We start from the raw sequence: 14954 nt of genomic DNA, 5'->3' as shown, positions 1-14954 counted from the left end.
CATGACGCCGCTCATCGAACTGACCGGGCTCTGCAAGACACTCAAAGGCCAAGGCGAGCCCCGCTCGATCCTCTCCGGCGTCGACCTCACTGTCCGCGGCGGCGATAGCGTGGCGATCCTGGGCCGATCCGGTTCCGGCAAGAGCACGTTGCTCAGCCTCATCGGCCTGTTCGACAGGCCCGACGGCGGCCGCTATCTGCTCGGCGGTCAGGACATCACCAAGCTGTCCGAGCGGCGCGCGGCCCGGCTGCGCAGCGACGAGTTCGGCTTCGTCTTCCAGCGGTTCTTCCTGCTCAAGCACCTCACCGCCGCGCAGAACGTCGCGATGGCCCTGGTGAACGGACAGGGCTGGGCGGCGCGGCGCAAGCGCAAGGCGAAGGTCCTTGCCGCGCTGGACCTGGTCGGCATCGCCCATCTGGCCAAGCACAAACCGCCGCGTTTGTCCGGTGGCGAACAGCAGCGCGTCGCGATCGCCCGCGCGCTGGTTCGTGAGCCGAAGATCCTGCTTGCCGACGAACCGACCGGTGCGCTCGACACCGAGACCGGCGCGCTGGTCATCGAGGTTCTCCACTCGGCGACAACCCGCGGCTGCGGGCTGATCCTGGTCACCCACGACCACGCGCACGCCAACCGGATGAACCGCGTCGTGCGGCTCTCCGACGGCAAGCTCGTCCAAGGAGGGCACCTCTGATGGCGCTCTCCGGACGTTTCCGCTCGGCGCTGATCATCGGCGGCCAGGGCATCCGCGCGCGCAAGCTGCGCACGTTCCTGTCCATGATCAGCCTGTTCCTGGGTGTTCTCGCCGTGGTGGCGGTCCAGGCCAGCGCGGAGATCGCCAACCGCGCGATGCTCTCGGACATCGAGCTGACCATGGGCAAGGACGGCACTCGCGTACTCCAACTCCCGACCGACGCCACGACCGGCCCGGTCGTGACCGAGGTCCTGACCGGCCGATCCGACGCGGTCGCCGCGATCAGCACGATGGGGATCATCGGTGAGCCTCGGGTGGCGCCGATCAACCCCGGCGGTTCCCCACTCAAGTACGCCGGCCAAGGCGGGTATGGCGGCCCGAACATGATTTGCGACCAGAACGGCTGCCGCGAGGAAAAGCTGGAAGGCGATCCCCCACCGCCCGGCCAGGCCATCGAGATGCGGCTGATCGGCCTCACCGGCGACATCCGCGAGTTCCGGCCGTTCCGGCAGGAGGCGGGCCGGTGGCTGGACTTCACCGGCGAGCCCTCGATGTCGCCGGGGCTGGTCCTCAATCGCGAGGCCGCCGCGGCGCTGACCCAGTACCGAATCCCAGCGGAGCTGCGCGCTTCCGGGGCGGCCAACCCGACGCCGCGCATCCTCGGTGTGATCCACGACGGTGACTCGGGGCCGGTCGCCTACGTCCGGGCCGACGAACTGGCGACTTGGACGTCGAACGGCCCGTCGGACGGTCGCGGCTACATGTCGATCTTCCTGCGCCCGGAGGCCACCGACGTCGAGCAGACGATCAAAGCCCGGCTGATCGCCCGGGGGGCGGACGCCGAGCAGATGCACAGCTATCCGGTCGAAGCGCGCAAGGAGATCGAGTCCGAGCTGCGGCTCATGAAACTGATCTTCCTCGCGATGGCGGCGCTCGTGCTGCTCATCGGAGTCGCCGGAATCCTCAACGTCGGGCTCGCCACGGTCGGTGAGCGGATCGAGGAGTTCGCGCTTCGCCGAGCCGTGGGCACGCCGCGGCTGTTGTTAGCGGGCATCGTCCTGGCCGAGACGCTGATCATCGGATTGCTGACAGCGGCGGCCGCGGTCGGGACGGGCATCGTCGGCCTGAAGCTGGCCGGATCAGTTCTCGGCGGCCGCTTCCAGATGCTGGAGGGCGTCGATTTCCCCTGGCAGGCGGGCATAGCCGGGGTAATCGCAGGCTTGGCCGCTGGGGTCCTCGGCGGTCTGCTGCCCGCGATCCGGGCCGCCCGAATCCCGATCGCGACGGTGATGCGCGCCTAGGCGTCTGACAGGCACTAGCGGTAAGCGGCGAAGGGCACCGGGATCTCACCGGTACGGCCCGCGCTGATCACGGATTCGCCCACGATCAGCCAGGTCCCGGTGTCGGTGTCCTTGGCGGGCGGACGGATCTGCCCCTCGGGCCCTTGTCGGTCACCGCGACCTACACCAGGTGGGAGAACGACCAGGTGACCACTGCCCAGCTGCCGACGCTCACGATCGTGTCGCCCCCGCCCCCTCCGCCGCCGGGGGAGTGCCTGCGGACGGAGCCAGCACTAGCTGGGCGTCCAGTCGGTGTTCGCGCCGCAGACGATCACGCACGCGAGCTCGCCGGGCACGCGCCCGGCGAGCCACGCGGCGAACGGCACGGCGGCCGCGGGCTCGACCGCGAGGCGGAACTCGTCCCAAAGCCGGTCCCTGGCCGCGAGCAGCTCGGTGTCGCTGACCAGCACCGACGTCGCTCCCGCCGCGCGTAACACGCCGTAGGTCAGCTCGCCCGCACGCGTCGCGCCCAGTGCGGAGGCCGCGACCGAGTCGACCGCGGAGTCGACCGGGTGGCCCGCGGCGAACGCGTTGTGCATGGCCTGGCAGTTCTCCGGTTCCACGGCCACGACCGGTCGCTGCCCGCCCAAGGCCGTCCCGGCGGCGAGTCCGCCGCCGCCGACAGCGACCACCATCGTGTCGACATCGGGCGCCTCGGCCACGACTTCCGCCGCGCACGTGCCCTGGCCCGCGATCACCAGCGGATGGTCGTACGCGGGCAGATACAGCGCGTGTGACTCCTCGGCGTCGGCCAGCGCGGCCGCGCTCGCCTCGCCATAGGACTCACCGAGTTGGATCAGCTTCGCCCCGGCCGCCTCGATCCGGCGGACCTTGGCGGGGGGAGCGGTGCGTGGGACATAGACGGTGGCCGGGATGCCCAGGACGCGCGCCGCCGTCGCCACCGCGAGGCCGTGGTTGCCCCCGGACGCCGTGACCACCGAGTCCGGCCGATCCCCGCCAAGCAGGGCGTTGAGCGCGCCGCGGAACTTGAACGATCCGGTCCGCTGGAGGTGTTCCAGCTTCATGACCAGCGGCCGACCGTCCACTTCGGAGCGAAGCAGGGGCGTGCGGCGGGCATAGGGCGCGATGCGGTCGGCGGCGGCGATGACGTCACGGTGGTCCACGAGTCATGCTAACCGGATGTGCGGTCGGCGAGTCGGATCCACCAGACTGCACAGGTGACGAACGCACCATGGCCGCCCGGATCCGCCACCGGAATCGGATCGCTGCCCGGCGACGACCCGATGGAGGCCGCCACCGTCGTCCTCGGCGAGCTGCCCGACCTGCCGCACCTGCCCGAGCTTCCCGCCCGCGGCCTCGGCGCGGACATGATCGGCCGGACCGCCGCTCTGCTGGTCGACCTGGCCGTCGAATTCGTGCCTTCGGGCTACCGGGTCACCGCGCGGCCCGGGATCGACCACCGGCGCGGCGTCGACCATCTGCGCCGCGACCTCGACGCCATCGAGGAGGCCGTCGGTCGCGCGGGCGAGGCGCCCAAGGTGCTGAAGGTGCAGGTCACCGGCCCGTGGACGCTGATGTCTGGGATCGAGTTGCCGCGGGGACACCGCGTGCTGACCGACCGCGGCGCCCTTCGCGAGTTCACCGAGTCGCTGTCGGAGGGATTGCGCGAGCACGTCGCCGAGATTCGTCGGCGGACCGGGGCGAACGTGGTCGTCCAGCTCGATGAGCCCAGCCTGCCGACCGTGTTGGCGGGCGCGCTGCCCACGCCGTCGGGATTCGGCATGGTCCCCGCGGTCGCCGAGCCGGAGGCGCGGGACACCCTGGCGGCCGTGATCGACGCCGCGCGGTCGGCCACCGACCATCCGGTGATCGTGCACTGCTGCGCGCCCCGGCCCCCGGTGGCGCTGCTGCGCGAGGCGGGCGCGGGTGCCCTGGCCATCGACGCGACCCTGCTCGACGGCATCCCGGCCGCGCTGTCCGACGAGATCGGCGAGGCGTGGGACGCGGGCGTGGTGTTGTTCCTGGGCCTGCTTCCGAGCACCGACCCGCGCGACGCGCCCACGTTGCGGGCCGCGGCGGACCCGGCGTTGCGGCTGGTCGACCGCCTCGGGTTTCCCCGCTCGATCCTGGGCTCGCACGCGGTCGCGACCTCGACCTGCGGGCTGGCGGGCGCGTCGGCGGCGTGGGCACGCCGGGCCATGGCGATCGCGCGCGACGTGGGCAAGGCGTTCGTGGAGCCGCCGGAGTCCTGGTAGACGGCGGAATCTGGCCGCTGTCGGTCCCCGGGCGTAACGTGGCCGGCGTCACTTCAAGGGGAGGCAGAGATGACGCAGAAGGTGTTGCTCGCGATCGGTACGCGCAAGGGCCTGTTCCTCGCGACGAACTCGGGTGCCGACTGGGAGGTCACCGGTCCACACCATCCGATGACCGACGTCTACGCCGTGGCGATCGACACCCGCCGGGACACACCGCGCCTGCTCGCGGCGGTCACCTCGGAGCACTGGGGCCCGAGCGTCGCGGTCAGCGACGACCTCGGCGCGACCTGGTCGGAGCCCGACCACGCGCCGGTCGCGTTCCCCGAGGACACCGACACGGCCCTGGCCAGGGTGTGGCAGCTCGCGCCGGGGCCGGAGACCGAGCCCGACCTGGTCTACGCGGGCGTCGAGCCGTCGGCGTTGTTCAGGTCGACCGACGGCGGGAAGAACTACGAGCTGGTCCGCGGCCTGTGGGACCACCCGCACCGCGAGCAGTGGACCCCCGGCTTCGGCGGCATGGCCGTGCACTCGGTGATCCCGCACCCGACCGACTCGAACCGGCTGACGGTGGCGATGTCGACCGGCGGTGTGTACGTGAGCACCAATGGTGGGGAGTCGTTCGAGGCGAGCAACGAAGGCATCAAGGCCTACTTCCTGCCCGACCCGTTTCCCGTGTTCGGGCAGTGCGTGCACAAGATCGCCCAGCACCCCGACCGGCCGGACCAGTTCTTCGCGCAGAACCACCACGGTGTCTATCGCAGCGACGACAGCGGGCACACGTGGAAGTCCATCGCGGACGGTCTGCCCAGCGACTTCGGCTTCCCGATGGTCGTGCACCCGCACCGCCCGGAGACGATCTACACCTTCCCGCTGACCGCCGACGCGATGCGTTTCCCGCCGGACGGACGCTGCCGCGTCTACCGCAGCGACGACGCGGGCTCGACGTGGACCGCGCTCACCAAAGGTCTGCCAGACGAGGGGTTCTGGACCGCGGTGATGCGCGACGCGATGTGCGCCGACGACGCCGACCCGGCCGGGGTCTACTTCGGCTCACGCTCCGGTGAGGTGTACGCCAGCCGCGACGAAGGGGATAGCTGGACGCTCGTGGCGGCCCACCTGCCTGATGTGCTGTCGGTGCGGGCCGCGGTGATCTGATGGCGGTCACCGTGCTGCTTCCGGGTGTCCTGAGGGCCATCGCGGACGGTCAGGCGAAGCTGGAACTCGACGCGCCCGTGCCCGCTACCCTGGCCGGTGTGCTCGACGTCGTCGCGGAGCGCTACCCCGGGCTGGGACGACGACTACGCGACGAGAACCGCGCACTGCGGCGGTATGTGAACTTCTATGTGGACGGAGAGGAATGCCGGTATCTGGGCGGGGCGGACGCGCCGGTGGCGGCGGACGCCGAGATCCAGGTGATTCCGTCAGTGGCGGGCGGCTAGCCCGCTGGTTCGGCAAGCGGCAGGCAGAAGCGCCCGCGTCGCCGGATCCGAGGGCGCTCGCCGAGCAGTTCTGGTGCGACTGGCAGGCCATGCTGCCCGAGATCGCCACGGCGCTGGGCGAGGGCGAGCCGCAGCTGGTGGAGAACCAGCTGTGCGAGCTGGTCGCCGCCCTGCACCCGGACCTGCACTTCTCGCTGGAGCGCGGCATCCGGGCGATCTACGCGTTCGTGGTGAGCGGCCAGGAGGATCCGGCGCTGCGGGCGTTCACCGACGAGTGGAAAGCGCTTGCCCCGCCGGATACTCCCCTGTGGGAGTTCCACGACTCCGTCCCGGCCGTCCCGGACCCGACCGAGGTCACCGTCAATCTCGGACCGCATCGGATAGGGCTCGCCGACGTGCGCGTGCACGCCCAGGTCGATGAGGCGCACGGCGTGGTCGACGTGGCCGTGTATCACCCGGTGCTGGCCGACCTCGCGCCTGAGGCGCGCACGGCGCTGACGTTCCTTCCGCTGGATGCCACGCTGGGTGAGCGAATGGCGGGCGAGCGCTTGCGCCGGGTGGAGACCGCGGCGAGTGCCCCTACCGACGGCATCGACCTACTGGAGCTGCGCGAACTTATCCACAGGCTGGCTCGCTGATCTCTCGGATGTCAGTGGTCCTGGCTACTCTGTGACATGTGACCAGTGTTGACGAAGATCTCCCGCAGGAGCCCAAGACGGCCGCCGTCGAGGGCGTCGAGGATGTGCCCGCCGCGGAGCGCGAGCGCCACGCCGAGCTCGCCGAGGACCTGCTGGGCCACCAGTTCCGCTATTACGTCCTATCCGCTCCGACGATCTCCGACGGCGAGTTCGACGTCCTGCTGCGCGAGCTGGAGGCGATCGAGGAGCGGCACCCGTCGCTGGTCACACCGGAGTCGCCCAGTCAGCGCGTCGGCGGCACCTTCTCCACGGAGTTCCGCGCGGTCGACCATGTCGAGCGCATGCTCAGTCTGGACAACGCGTTCGACTCCGACGAGCTGAGCGCCTGGGTCGACCGGGTGGAGAGAGAAGTAGGGTCGGCCGCGCACTTCCTGTGCGAGCTGAAGATCGACGGCCTGGCCATCAACCTGCTCTACGAGAACGGCAGGCTCACCCGCGCCTTGACCAGGGGCGACGGGCGCACGGGTGAGGACGTCACGCTCAACGTCCGCACGATGCGCGACGTGCCGGATCGGCTCACCGCGACCGACGAGTTCCCAGTTCCCGCGCTGGTCGAGGTGCGTGGCGAAGTGTTCTTCAAGGTCGAGGACTTCACCGAGCTGAACGCCCGCCTGGTCGAAGCGGGCAAGCCTCCGTTCGCGAACCCGCGCAACACCGCGGCCGGGTCGCTGCGGCAGAAAGACCCGAAAGTCACCGCGAGCAGGCCGCTGCGGATGATCTGCCACGGCTTGGGCAAACGCGAGGGCTTCGAACCGGTCGCGCAATCCGAGGCGTATCGGGCGCTGGCGGCGTGGGGGCTGCCGGTGTCGAAGCACACGAAGGTCCTCGACACGGCCGATCAACTGGCGTCGCACATCAAGTATTGGGGCGACCACCGCCACGACGCCGACCACGAGATCGACGGTGTCGTGATCAAGGTCGACGAGGTCGCGCTCCAACGCAGGCTGGGCACCACCTCCCGCGCGCCGCGATGGGCGATCGCGTACAAATACCCGCCGGAAGAGGCCACGACCACGCTGCTCGACATCCGGGTCAACGTCGGGCGAACCGGCCGGGTGACACCGTTCGCGGTGATGGCGCCGGTCAAGGTGGCCGGGTCGACGGTCGAGATGGCCACCCTGCACAACGCCTCCGAGGTCAAGCGCAAGGGCGTGCTGATCGGCGACCGCGTGGTCATCCGCAAGGCGGGCGACGTGATCCCCGAGGTGCTCGGCCCGGTGATCGAGGCCCGCCCCGCCGACGCCCGCGAGTTCGAGATGCCGACCGAGTGCCCCGTCTGCGGCACGACGCTGGCCTACGAGAAAGAGGGCGACGCCGACATCCGGTGCCCCAACGCCCGGTCGTGCCCGGCCCAACTGCGCGAGCGGCTGTTCCACCTCGCCGGGCGCGGTGCGTTCGACATCGAGGTACTCGGCTACGAGGCCGCCGCCGCGCTCCTGGCCTCCGGCGTGATCAGCGACGAGGGCGACGTGTTCTCGCTAGATGAGGACAAGCTCGGGCGCGTGGAGTTGTTCCGCACCAAGGCAGGCGAGCTGTCGGCGAACGGCCGCAAACTGGTGGCGAACCTCGACTCGGCCAAAGACCGTCCACTGTGGAAAGTCTTGGTCGGCCTGTCGATCCGCCACGTCGGCCCCACCGCCGCCCAGGCACTGGCCCGCGAGTTCGGCTCCATCGAGGTCATCGCCACCGCGGGCGAACAGGAACTGGCCGACGCGGAAGGCGTAGGCCCGACCATCGCCACCTCAGTCCGCGAGTGGTTCGAGGTCGACTGGCACCGCGAGGTCGTCGAGAAGTGGCGCTCCGCGGGCGTCCGCATGGCCGAGGAACGCGACGAGTCGACACCCCGGACGTTGGAGGGCCTGTCAATCGTCGTGACCGGCAGCCTGACGACGTACTCGCGGGATGAGGCCAAGGAATTCATCATCGCCCGCGGCGGCAAGGCGTCTGGCTCGGTCTCGAAGAAGACAGCGTTCGTGGTCGTCGGCGACGCCCCGGGATCGAAGTACGACAAGGCCATTCAACTCAAGGTCCCAGTCCTGGACGAGGACGGCTTCCGCGCCCTGCTGGAACAAGGCCCCGAATCCGCCACCGCCCTCGCCACAATCGGCGACCCGAACGCCCCGACGGCCGACTCGCCTGCGGACACCCCTGACACAGGGGACACGAACCCAGCGAAGGAGGCGGACAAGGCAGACGACGCATGAGGTGAGTGCATGAGTTGCGGCTGCGATGCGGACACAGGCAGCGTGGGCCAGACCTGGGGAGGCAAGGTCGGCGTGAACACGGGTGGCCCGGACTCGGGCGTGCCCGGCGCGAGTTCTGGTGTCGGCGGGTGCGGCTCGCCTGTGGGCGGCCCGGGGTCCGGAGTCGGGGACGCGGCCCGGCTGTGGGTGGCATGGGTACTGGTATCGGCGGGTCGCATGTGGGCGGCGCGGGTTTCGATGTCGGGTGGTGCGGCCGGGCTGTGGGTGGCCCGGGCTCCGGAGTCGGGGACGCGGCCCGGCTGTGGACGCGCGGGACCCGGAGTCGGGGACGCGGCCCGGCTGTGGACGCGCGGGACCCGGAGTCGGGGACGCGGCCCGGCTGTGGACGCGCGGGACCCGGAGTCGAGGGTGCGACTCGAGTGTGGGTGGCGCGGGTACTGGCGTCGGCGGGTGCGGCTCGACCATGGGCCGCGCGGGCTGGGGAGGCATAGGCGGGGTGGGCACGGCAGGCGTGGACCCGAGCGTAGGCGGCGGAACCGATGATGCGGAGGCGGTCGATGACTAGCGGAAGTGAGTGCTCGGTGAGTCAAAGCGCGATCGAGATCAGGCCTGCCCGCGCAGCGGAGCTGTCGGAGGTCGGCGCGCTGACCATCGATGCCTACCGTGCCGACGGATACCTCGGACCCGACTCCACCGGGTACGCCGAGAGCCTCGCCGACGCCACCAGCCGGATGCGCGCCGCTGAGCTTCTGGTCGCGGTTGACGGCGTGGGTGCGTTAGTCGGCACCGTCACTATCGCCTTACCTGGTACCGAGTACGCCGAGATCTCCCGTGATGGCGAACTCGAGTTCCGCATGCTGGCCGTCGCCCCGAGTTCTCGTGGCCACGGAATCGGCGAACGCCTGACCCGCGCGGTAATCGCTCGGGCGCGTGAGCTCGGTTTGCCCAGGGTGGTCCTCTGCAGTTCACGGAGGATGGCGGTGGCCCACCGCCTCTACGAACGACTCGGCTTCGTCCGCCTCCCCGACCGCGACTGGAGCCCAGGCCCCGGCGTCGACCTGATCGCGTTCGCACTGGAGGTGGTCGACTGAACGAAGCGGCGAACACCACGCACACCACCGCCTGCCGACCGATCCGCCACACCTGATCCTCCGCGCACCGGCTAGCGCCAGCCGAGCGAGGTGCCGATCAGGCGACCCTGCGGATGGCGGCCCGGTGGTCGCACTCCGCGATCTTCTGCGGGCCCACACAGATGTCGCGTCCGTCGGAGGTGCCCGTCGGTTGCCGGCTTGTCGGGTGGCTGGCCTACGCGGTGGTGGCTCGCGGTAACGGTGGCAGTGGGCCGGCGGCAGCGAGGGCGTGGCGGGACTTGGCGCGCGGCGGGGCAGCGTCGGCAGGGCCAGCTTGCTGTGGTGGTCGTCGGTAATGCGGTTGCCACGGCGTCAGCTGGCCGAGGTGCCTGCCGTCCCATCGTCGGGGCCGGCTCGCGGTGGCCGCTTGCTCTGGTGGTCATCGGTAGGCGGCGGCAGCGTTGGCGGGGGCGGTCTGGGGTGGTGGTCGTCGGGCACAGCGGTTGCCATGTCGACGGGCCGAGGTGTTGGCCGTGCTGTCGTCAGGGCGGGCGTGCGATGGCGGCTGCTGTGGTGGTCGCCGGTAGCGGTCGCCACGGCGGCGGCTGGCGGAGGTGGTCGGCCGTCCAGGCGTCGTGCCGGTAGCCGGGCGGCTGTCGGTGCTGGGCTGTTCCGACCGATCGGTGGTAGCGACGCTTGGCGGCCTGAACAGCTCGACGGTGGCGGCGCCAGCCGAGGATCGGACCGGTGAGATCGACGCTCTCCGGGAGCTGATCATGGCGTCCGGTGCTGGCCGGGGCGCTCGGCAGGTCGTCGAGTGCGGACTTGCCTGCCGATCGCCAGCAGGCGCGCGTGCTGGGCTAGTCGGGGAGAACGACCGCGACGATCCCAGCCAGGTGGGCCAGGCGGGCCACCTCAGCCGCGCGGAACATCGGGCCGCCGGGGCGGCCGACCAGTAATACCCGGTCGGGTTTGCCCAGCGGGGTCGCCGCCAGTTCCGTGCCCAGCTCACGCCAGGTCTCGGGGACCCAGGCTTCGTCGCCGTCGAGGATGGTGGCGCGGGCGAGGGGCATCCAGGGCAGGTCGAGGGTCTGCACCGTGGGAGCCGCGTCGCTCGCCGCTACCCGGTGGGCGCCTTCGGCGTCTGAGGAGACCACTAAGGCCCAGCCTGCCCGGATGATCTTGGGGACGCCCTTGGTGAAGATCTCCAGGCCGCCGTTGGGTTCGGCGGCGACCTCCTCCACCAGTTCCAGCTCGCGGTGGGTGTCGAGGACGCCCGCGTACGGCCGGACGGCGTCGACCTCGACACCCTCCACCGACTCCGCGGCGGTGATGAGCACGTCGGGGAGGCGGCCACTGGGCAGTTCGACCACTAGGTCGTCGATGGCCACACCACCGAGGCGTTCCACCACGTCCACACTGAGGATGTCGGCCCCGATAGCGCCCAGCGCGGTGGCTACCGCGCCGAGGGTGCCTGGGCTGTCCGGGAGCTGGACCCGGATCAGGAAGGACAAGGCGAACGCCTCCCGATGTACCGTTCTGGGCACGGACCTTGCCGTCCGCGCGCTGAGCCGACCGCCGATTGTCGCAGACCAGGGATCCTGGTCCGGAACCGGCGACCGCATCGCGGGACGGCACCGGTCTACACCCGCGACCGCGTCCAGAACAACCCGTTCGGGGCTTCCATCCTGCGGGAAATAGACTCCTGAAGTCCTGTCGCAGACACCCCCGGGGGTTCGTCGAGTGCCAAGCATCTCCCGTGACGAGGTTGCCCACCTCGCCAGACTGGCCAGGTTGGCCGTCACCGAAGAAGAGCTCGACCTGTTCGCGGGCCAGCTCGACCAGATCGTGCAGGCCGTGGCCAAGGTCGGCGACGTCGCTGACCAGGACATTCCGCCCACGTCGCACTCGGTGCCGTTGACCAACGTGTTCCGCCGCGACCTCGTCCGTCCCGGGCTCACCCAGCAGCAGGCACTCGCCGCGGCGCCCGCCGCCGAGGACGGGCGCTTCCGCGTGCCGCGCATCCTCGGGGAGGAAGCATGACCGACCTGATCCGCCTGACCGCGGCCGAGCTGGCCGCGAAGATCCAGGCCAAGGACGTCTCCGCCGTCGAGGTCGCCCAGGCCCACCTCGACCGCATCGCCGCCGTCGACGGCGCCGTCAACGCGTTCCTGCACGTCGACGGTGAGCGGGCGCTCAACGCCGCCAGGGCCGTCGACGAGGACATCGCGGCGGGCAATCCGGCCGCGTCGCCGCTGGCCGGGGTGCCGCTGGCACTCAAGGACGTCCTGACCATGCGGGGCGCGCCGACCACGTGCGGCTCGAAGATGCTCGAGGGCTGGCAGCCGCCGTACGACGCGACCGTCACGCTCAAGCTGCTCGAAGCGGGCGTGGTGATCCTCGGCAAGACCAACATGGACGAGTTCGCGATGGGCTCCTCCACCGAGAACTCCGCCTACGGCGTCACCCGCAACCCGTGGGACCTCGACCGCATCCCCGGCGGCTCCGGCGGCGGCTCGTCGGCCGCGCTGGCCTCCTTCGAGGCGCCCCTGGCGATCGGCACCGACACCGGCGGCTCGATCCGCCAGCCCGGCTCCGTGACCGGCACCGTGGGCGTCAAGCCCACCTACGGCACGGTCTCGCGATACGGCCTGGTCGCCTTCTCCTCCTCGCTCGACCAGGCGGGCCCCTGTGCCCGCACGGTCCTCGACGCGGCGCTGCTGCACGAGGTGATCGGCGGGCACGACCCGCTTGACTCCACCTCGATCGACGCGCCCCTGCCGCCCGTGGTCGCCGCGGCCCGCGAGGGCGCCAAGGGCGACCTGAGCGGTGTCCGGGTCGGCGTGGTCACCCAGTTCGCGGGCGACGGCTACCAGGCGGGCGTGCTGGCCTCCTTCGAGGCCGCGGTCGCCCAGCTCAAGGAACTCGGCGCCGAGATCGTCGAGGTGTCCTGCCCGAGTTTCGACCTGGCGCTGCCCGCCTACTACCTGATCGCGCCGAGCGAGTGCTCGTCGAACCTCGCCCGGTTCGACGCCATGCGCTACGGCCTGCGGGTGGGCGACGACGCCGCGCGCAGCGCCGAGGAGGTCATGTCGCTGACCCGCGAGGCGGGCTTCGGCCCCGAGGTGAAGCGCCGGATCATGCTCGGCACCTACGCGCTGTCGTCGGGCTACTACGACGCGTACTACGGCTCGGCGCAGAAGGTCCGGACGCTCATCACCCGCGACTTCGACGCCGCGTTCGGCACGGTCGACGTCCTGGTCTCGCCGACCACGCCGACCACGGCGTTCCGCATCGGCGAGCGGGCCAACGACCCGATGGCGATGTACAAGGCCGACCTGTGCACGATCCCGTCGAACCTGGCGGGCAACGCGGCCCTGAGTGTCCCGAGTGGACTGTCCGATGAGGATGGTCTGCCGGTGGGGCTGCAGATCATGTCCCCGGCACTGCATGACCACCGCGGCTACAAGGTGGCGGCCGCGTACGAGGCCGCCCGCAACGCCGCGCAGGGTGGTCCGCTGATCAACCGGGTTCCCGAGCTGGAGGTGGCGCACTGATGGCAGGCACGAAGAATCTCAAGGGCGCGTTCGGCATCGTCGGTGCCGCCGCGGGTGCCACCAGTGCGGTGGCCAGCCTGCGCAAGGCCCGCGCGACCAACGACCGGCTGCTGCTGGCCAACGCGATCGCGGGCATCCTCGTCGCGCTGACCAGCGTGCTCATCGGCGTGCGCGCGCTGCGGAAGGACGGGGCCAAGTGACCGCCACCGTGGAGCTGATGGACTACGACGAGGTCATCGAGCGGTTCAACCCGGTGCTGGGCCTGGAGGTCCACGTCGAGCTGAACACCAACACGAAGATGTTCTGCGGCTGCGCGAACACCTTCGGCGGCGAGCCGAACACCCAGGTCTGCCCGGTGTGCCTCGGCCTGCCCGGCGCGCTGCCGGTGCTCAACGCGATCGGGGTCGAGTCGGCCATCCGCATCGGCCTCGCGCTCAACTGCGAGATCGCCGAGTGGTGCCGGTTCGCCAGGAAGAACTACTTCTACCCGGACATGCCGAAGAACTTCCAGACCTCGCAGTACGACGAGCCGATCGCCTTCAACGGCTACCTCGACGTCACGCTGGACGACGGCGAGGTCGTGCGCGTGGAGATCGAGCGCGCGCACATGGAGGAGGACACCGGCAAGTCGCTCCATGTCGGAGGCGCGACTGGTCGAATCCATGGTGCCGAGCACTCGCTGCTCGACTACAACCGCGCCGGGGTGCCGCTGATCGAGATCGTCACCAAGACGATCGAGGGCACCGGCGCCCGCGCGCCGGAGGTGGCCCGCGCCTACGTCAACACCCTGCGCGACCTGCTCAAGGCGCTCGACGTGTCCGACGTGCGGATGGACCAGGGCTCGCTGCGCTGCGACGCGAACGTATCGCTGATGGCCAAGGACGCCACCGAGTTCGGCACCCGCACCGAGACCAAGAACGTCAACTCGCTGCGCAGCGTCGAGCGGGCCGTGCGCCACGAGATGACGCGGCAGGCGGCGATCCTGGTGCAGGGTGGCTCGATCCTGCAGGAGACCCGGCACTTCGAGGAGGCGTCGGGCACCACCCGCGCCGGTCGCCGCAAGGAGACCTCGGAGGACTACCGGTACTTCCCGGAGCCCGACCTGGTCCCGATCGCCCCGTCCCGCGAGTGGGTCGAGGAGCTGCGGCTGACCCTGCCGGAGCCGCCCGCCGTGCGCCGCAAGCGGGTGCAGGCCGAGTGGCAGCTGTCGGACCTGGAGCTGCGCGACCTGGTCAACGCCGGTGCGATCGACCTGGTCGCGGCCACCGTCGAAGCGGGCGCTCCGCCCGCCGAGGCCCGGTCGTGGTGGGTGTCGTACCTGAGCCAATCGGCCAACAACCAGGGCGTCGAGCTGGGCGCGCTGGCCATCAGCCCGGCCCAGGTCGCCAAGGTGATCGCCCTGGTCGCGGACGGCTCGCTGACCAACAAGCTCGCGCGCGAGGTCGTCGACGGCGTCCTGGCGGGCGAAGGCGAGCCCGAGCAGGTCGTGGAGCAGCGCGGCCTCAAGGTCGTCTCCGACGACTCGGCCCTCTACGCCGCGATCGACGAGGCCCTGGCCGCCCAGCCTGATGTGGCCGCCAAGATCCGCGACGGCAAGGTCGCCGCCGCGGGCGCCATCGTCGGCGCTGTCATGAAGACCACCAAGGGCCAGGCCGACGCCAAGCGCGTCCGCGAACTGATCCTGGAGCGCTGCGGCGCCTGAGCGAGTCGCTCAGACGGCCCGTCCCCACCTGGGGGCG

At 70.8% G+C, this 14954-nt stretch carries 14 protein-coding genes; 12 read left to right on the top strand and 2 right to left on the bottom strand.

What is annotated here, in order from left to right:
- The first annotated feature begins 1 nt into the window (after position 1).
- Positions 2–691 carry an ABC transporter ATP-binding protein gene (locus tag BN1701_RS18265; protein WP_054050448.1) on the top strand — a complete coding sequence of 230 codons (690 nt, stop codon included), beginning with the start codon at positions 2–4 and terminating at the stop codon, positions 689–691.
- Positions 691–1992 (top strand): ABC transporter permease, encoded by a 1302-nt coding sequence (locus tag BN1701_RS18260; protein ID WP_054050446.1) that lies wholly within the window; start codon positions 691–693, stop codon positions 1990–1992. The genes BN1701_RS18265 and BN1701_RS18260 overlap by 1 nt, the downstream gene beginning before the upstream one ends.
- A gap of 272 nt (positions 1993–2264) precedes the next feature.
- Here the strand turns inward: BN1701_RS18260 and BN1701_RS18255 are convergent, their stop codons facing one another.
- The gene (locus tag BN1701_RS18255) at positions 2265–3155 is read right to left on the bottom strand and encodes a serine/threonine dehydratase (RefSeq protein ID WP_054050444.1); all 891 of its coding nucleotides are present in this window, start codon (positions 3153–3155) and stop codon (positions 2265–2267) included.
- A 54-nt stretch (positions 3156–3209) separates the two neighbouring features.
- On the opposite strand from BN1701_RS18255, the gene BN1701_RS18250 reads away from it, so the two are divergent.
- From BN1701_RS18250 to BN1701_RS18225, 6 genes are all read left to right on the top strand, one after another.
- On the top strand, positions 3210–4247 hold the full coding sequence (locus BN1701_RS18250; protein WP_054055956.1) for a methionine synthase: 1038 nt from the start codon (positions 3210–3212) through the stop codon (positions 4245–4247).
- A 69-nt stretch (positions 4248–4316) separates the two neighbouring features.
- Positions 4317–5402, top strand: coding sequence for a glycosyl hydrolase (locus tag BN1701_RS18245; RefSeq protein ID WP_054050442.1), 1086 nt, complete (start codon positions 4317–4319; stop codon positions 5400–5402).
- On the top strand, positions 5402–5686 hold the full coding sequence (locus tag BN1701_RS18240) for a MoaD/ThiS family protein (protein ID WP_054050440.1): 285 nt from the start codon (positions 5402–5404) through the stop codon (positions 5684–5686). The genes BN1701_RS18245 and BN1701_RS18240 overlap by 1 nt, the downstream gene beginning before the upstream one ends.
- Positions 5605–6324, top strand: a complete 720-nt coding sequence (locus BN1701_RS18235) for a hypothetical protein (RefSeq protein WP_172803278.1) — start codon at positions 5605–5607, stop codon at positions 6322–6324. The genes BN1701_RS18240 and BN1701_RS18235 overlap by 82 nt, the downstream gene beginning before the upstream one ends.
- A 38-nt stretch (positions 6325–6362) precedes the next feature.
- The gene (gene ligA, locus BN1701_RS18230) at positions 6363–8588 is read left to right on the top strand and encodes an NAD-dependent DNA ligase LigA (RefSeq protein WP_082859920.1); all 2226 of its coding nucleotides are present in this window, start codon (positions 6363–6365) and stop codon (positions 8586–8588) included.
- 557 nt (positions 8589–9145) lie between these two features.
- On the top strand, positions 9146–9679 hold the full coding sequence (locus BN1701_RS18225) for a GNAT family N-acetyltransferase (RefSeq protein WP_054055955.1): 534 nt from the start codon (positions 9146–9148) through the stop codon (positions 9677–9679).
- Between the two features lie 839 nt (positions 9680–10518).
- Here BN1701_RS18225 and BN1701_RS18220 read toward each other — a convergent pair.
- Positions 10519–11172 (bottom strand): amino acid-binding protein, encoded by a 654-nt coding sequence (locus BN1701_RS18220; protein WP_054050436.1) that lies wholly within the window; start codon positions 11170–11172, stop codon positions 10519–10521.
- A 229-nt stretch (positions 11173–11401) separates the two neighbouring features.
- Here BN1701_RS18220 and gatC point away from each other — a divergent pair, with 229 nt between their 5' ends.
- The 4 genes from gatC to gatB are packed head-to-tail and all read left to right on the top strand — an operon-like array spanning position 11402 to position 14917.
- Positions 11402–11701, top strand: a complete 300-nt coding sequence (gatC, locus tag BN1701_RS18215; RefSeq protein WP_054050434.1) for an Asp-tRNA(Asn)/Glu-tRNA(Gln) amidotransferase subunit GatC — start codon at positions 11402–11404, stop codon at positions 11699–11701.
- On the top strand, positions 11698–13215 hold the full coding sequence (gatA, locus tag BN1701_RS18210) for an Asp-tRNA(Asn)/Glu-tRNA(Gln) amidotransferase subunit GatA (protein ID WP_054050432.1): 1518 nt from the start codon (positions 11698–11700) through the stop codon (positions 13213–13215). The genes gatC and gatA overlap by 4 nt, the downstream gene beginning before the upstream one ends.
- Entirely contained in the window at positions 13215–13415 is a 201-nt protein-coding gene (locus tag BN1701_RS18205) for a hypothetical protein (protein WP_054050430.1), read from the top strand. Before gatA ends, BN1701_RS18205 begins: the two co-directional genes overlap by 1 nt.
- Entirely contained in the window at positions 13412–14917 is a 1506-nt protein-coding gene (gatB, locus tag BN1701_RS18200; protein WP_054050428.1) for an Asp-tRNA(Asn)/Glu-tRNA(Gln) amidotransferase subunit GatB, read from the top strand. The genes BN1701_RS18205 and gatB overlap by 4 nt, the downstream gene beginning before the upstream one ends.
- The last annotated feature ends 37 nt before the right edge of the window (positions 14918–14954 follow it).

It is taken from the genome of Alloactinosynnema sp. L-07, assembly GCF_900070365.1.
GTDB lineage: Bacteria > Actinomycetota > Actinomycetes > Mycobacteriales > Pseudonocardiaceae > Actinokineospora.
The sequence above is the reverse complement of the archived record's forward strand: the minus strand, read 5'-3'. Positions and strand labels throughout refer to the sequence as shown.

Coding starts and splice junctions, on each gene's coding strand:
- gatA (WP_054050432.1), top strand. CDS start 11,698: ATGACCGACCTGATCCGCCTGACCGCGGCCGAGCTGGCCGCGAAGATC.
- BN1701_RS18225 (WP_054055955.1), top strand. CDS start 9,146: ATGACTAGCGGAAGTGAGTGCTCGGTGAGTCAAAGCGCGATCGAGATC.
- BN1701_RS18265 (WP_054050448.1), top strand. CDS start 2: ATGACGCCGCTCATCGAACTGACCGGGCTCTGCAAGACACTCAAAGGC.
- BN1701_RS18235 (WP_172803278.1), top strand. CDS start 5,605: ATGCCGGTATCTGGGCGGGGCGGACGCGCCGGTGGCGGCGGACGCCGA.
- BN1701_RS18240 (WP_054050440.1), top strand. CDS start 5,402: ATGGCGGTCACCGTGCTGCTTCCGGGTGTCCTGAGGGCCATCGCGGAC.
- BN1701_RS18205 (WP_054050430.1), top strand. CDS start 13,215: ATGGCAGGCACGAAGAATCTCAAGGGCGCGTTCGGCATCGTCGGTGCC.
- BN1701_RS18260 (WP_054050446.1), top strand. CDS start 691: ATGGCGCTCTCCGGACGTTTCCGCTCGGCGCTGATCATCGGCGGCCAG.
- BN1701_RS18245 (WP_054050442.1), top strand. CDS start 4,317: ATGACGCAGAAGGTGTTGCTCGCGATCGGTACGCGCAAGGGCCTGTTC.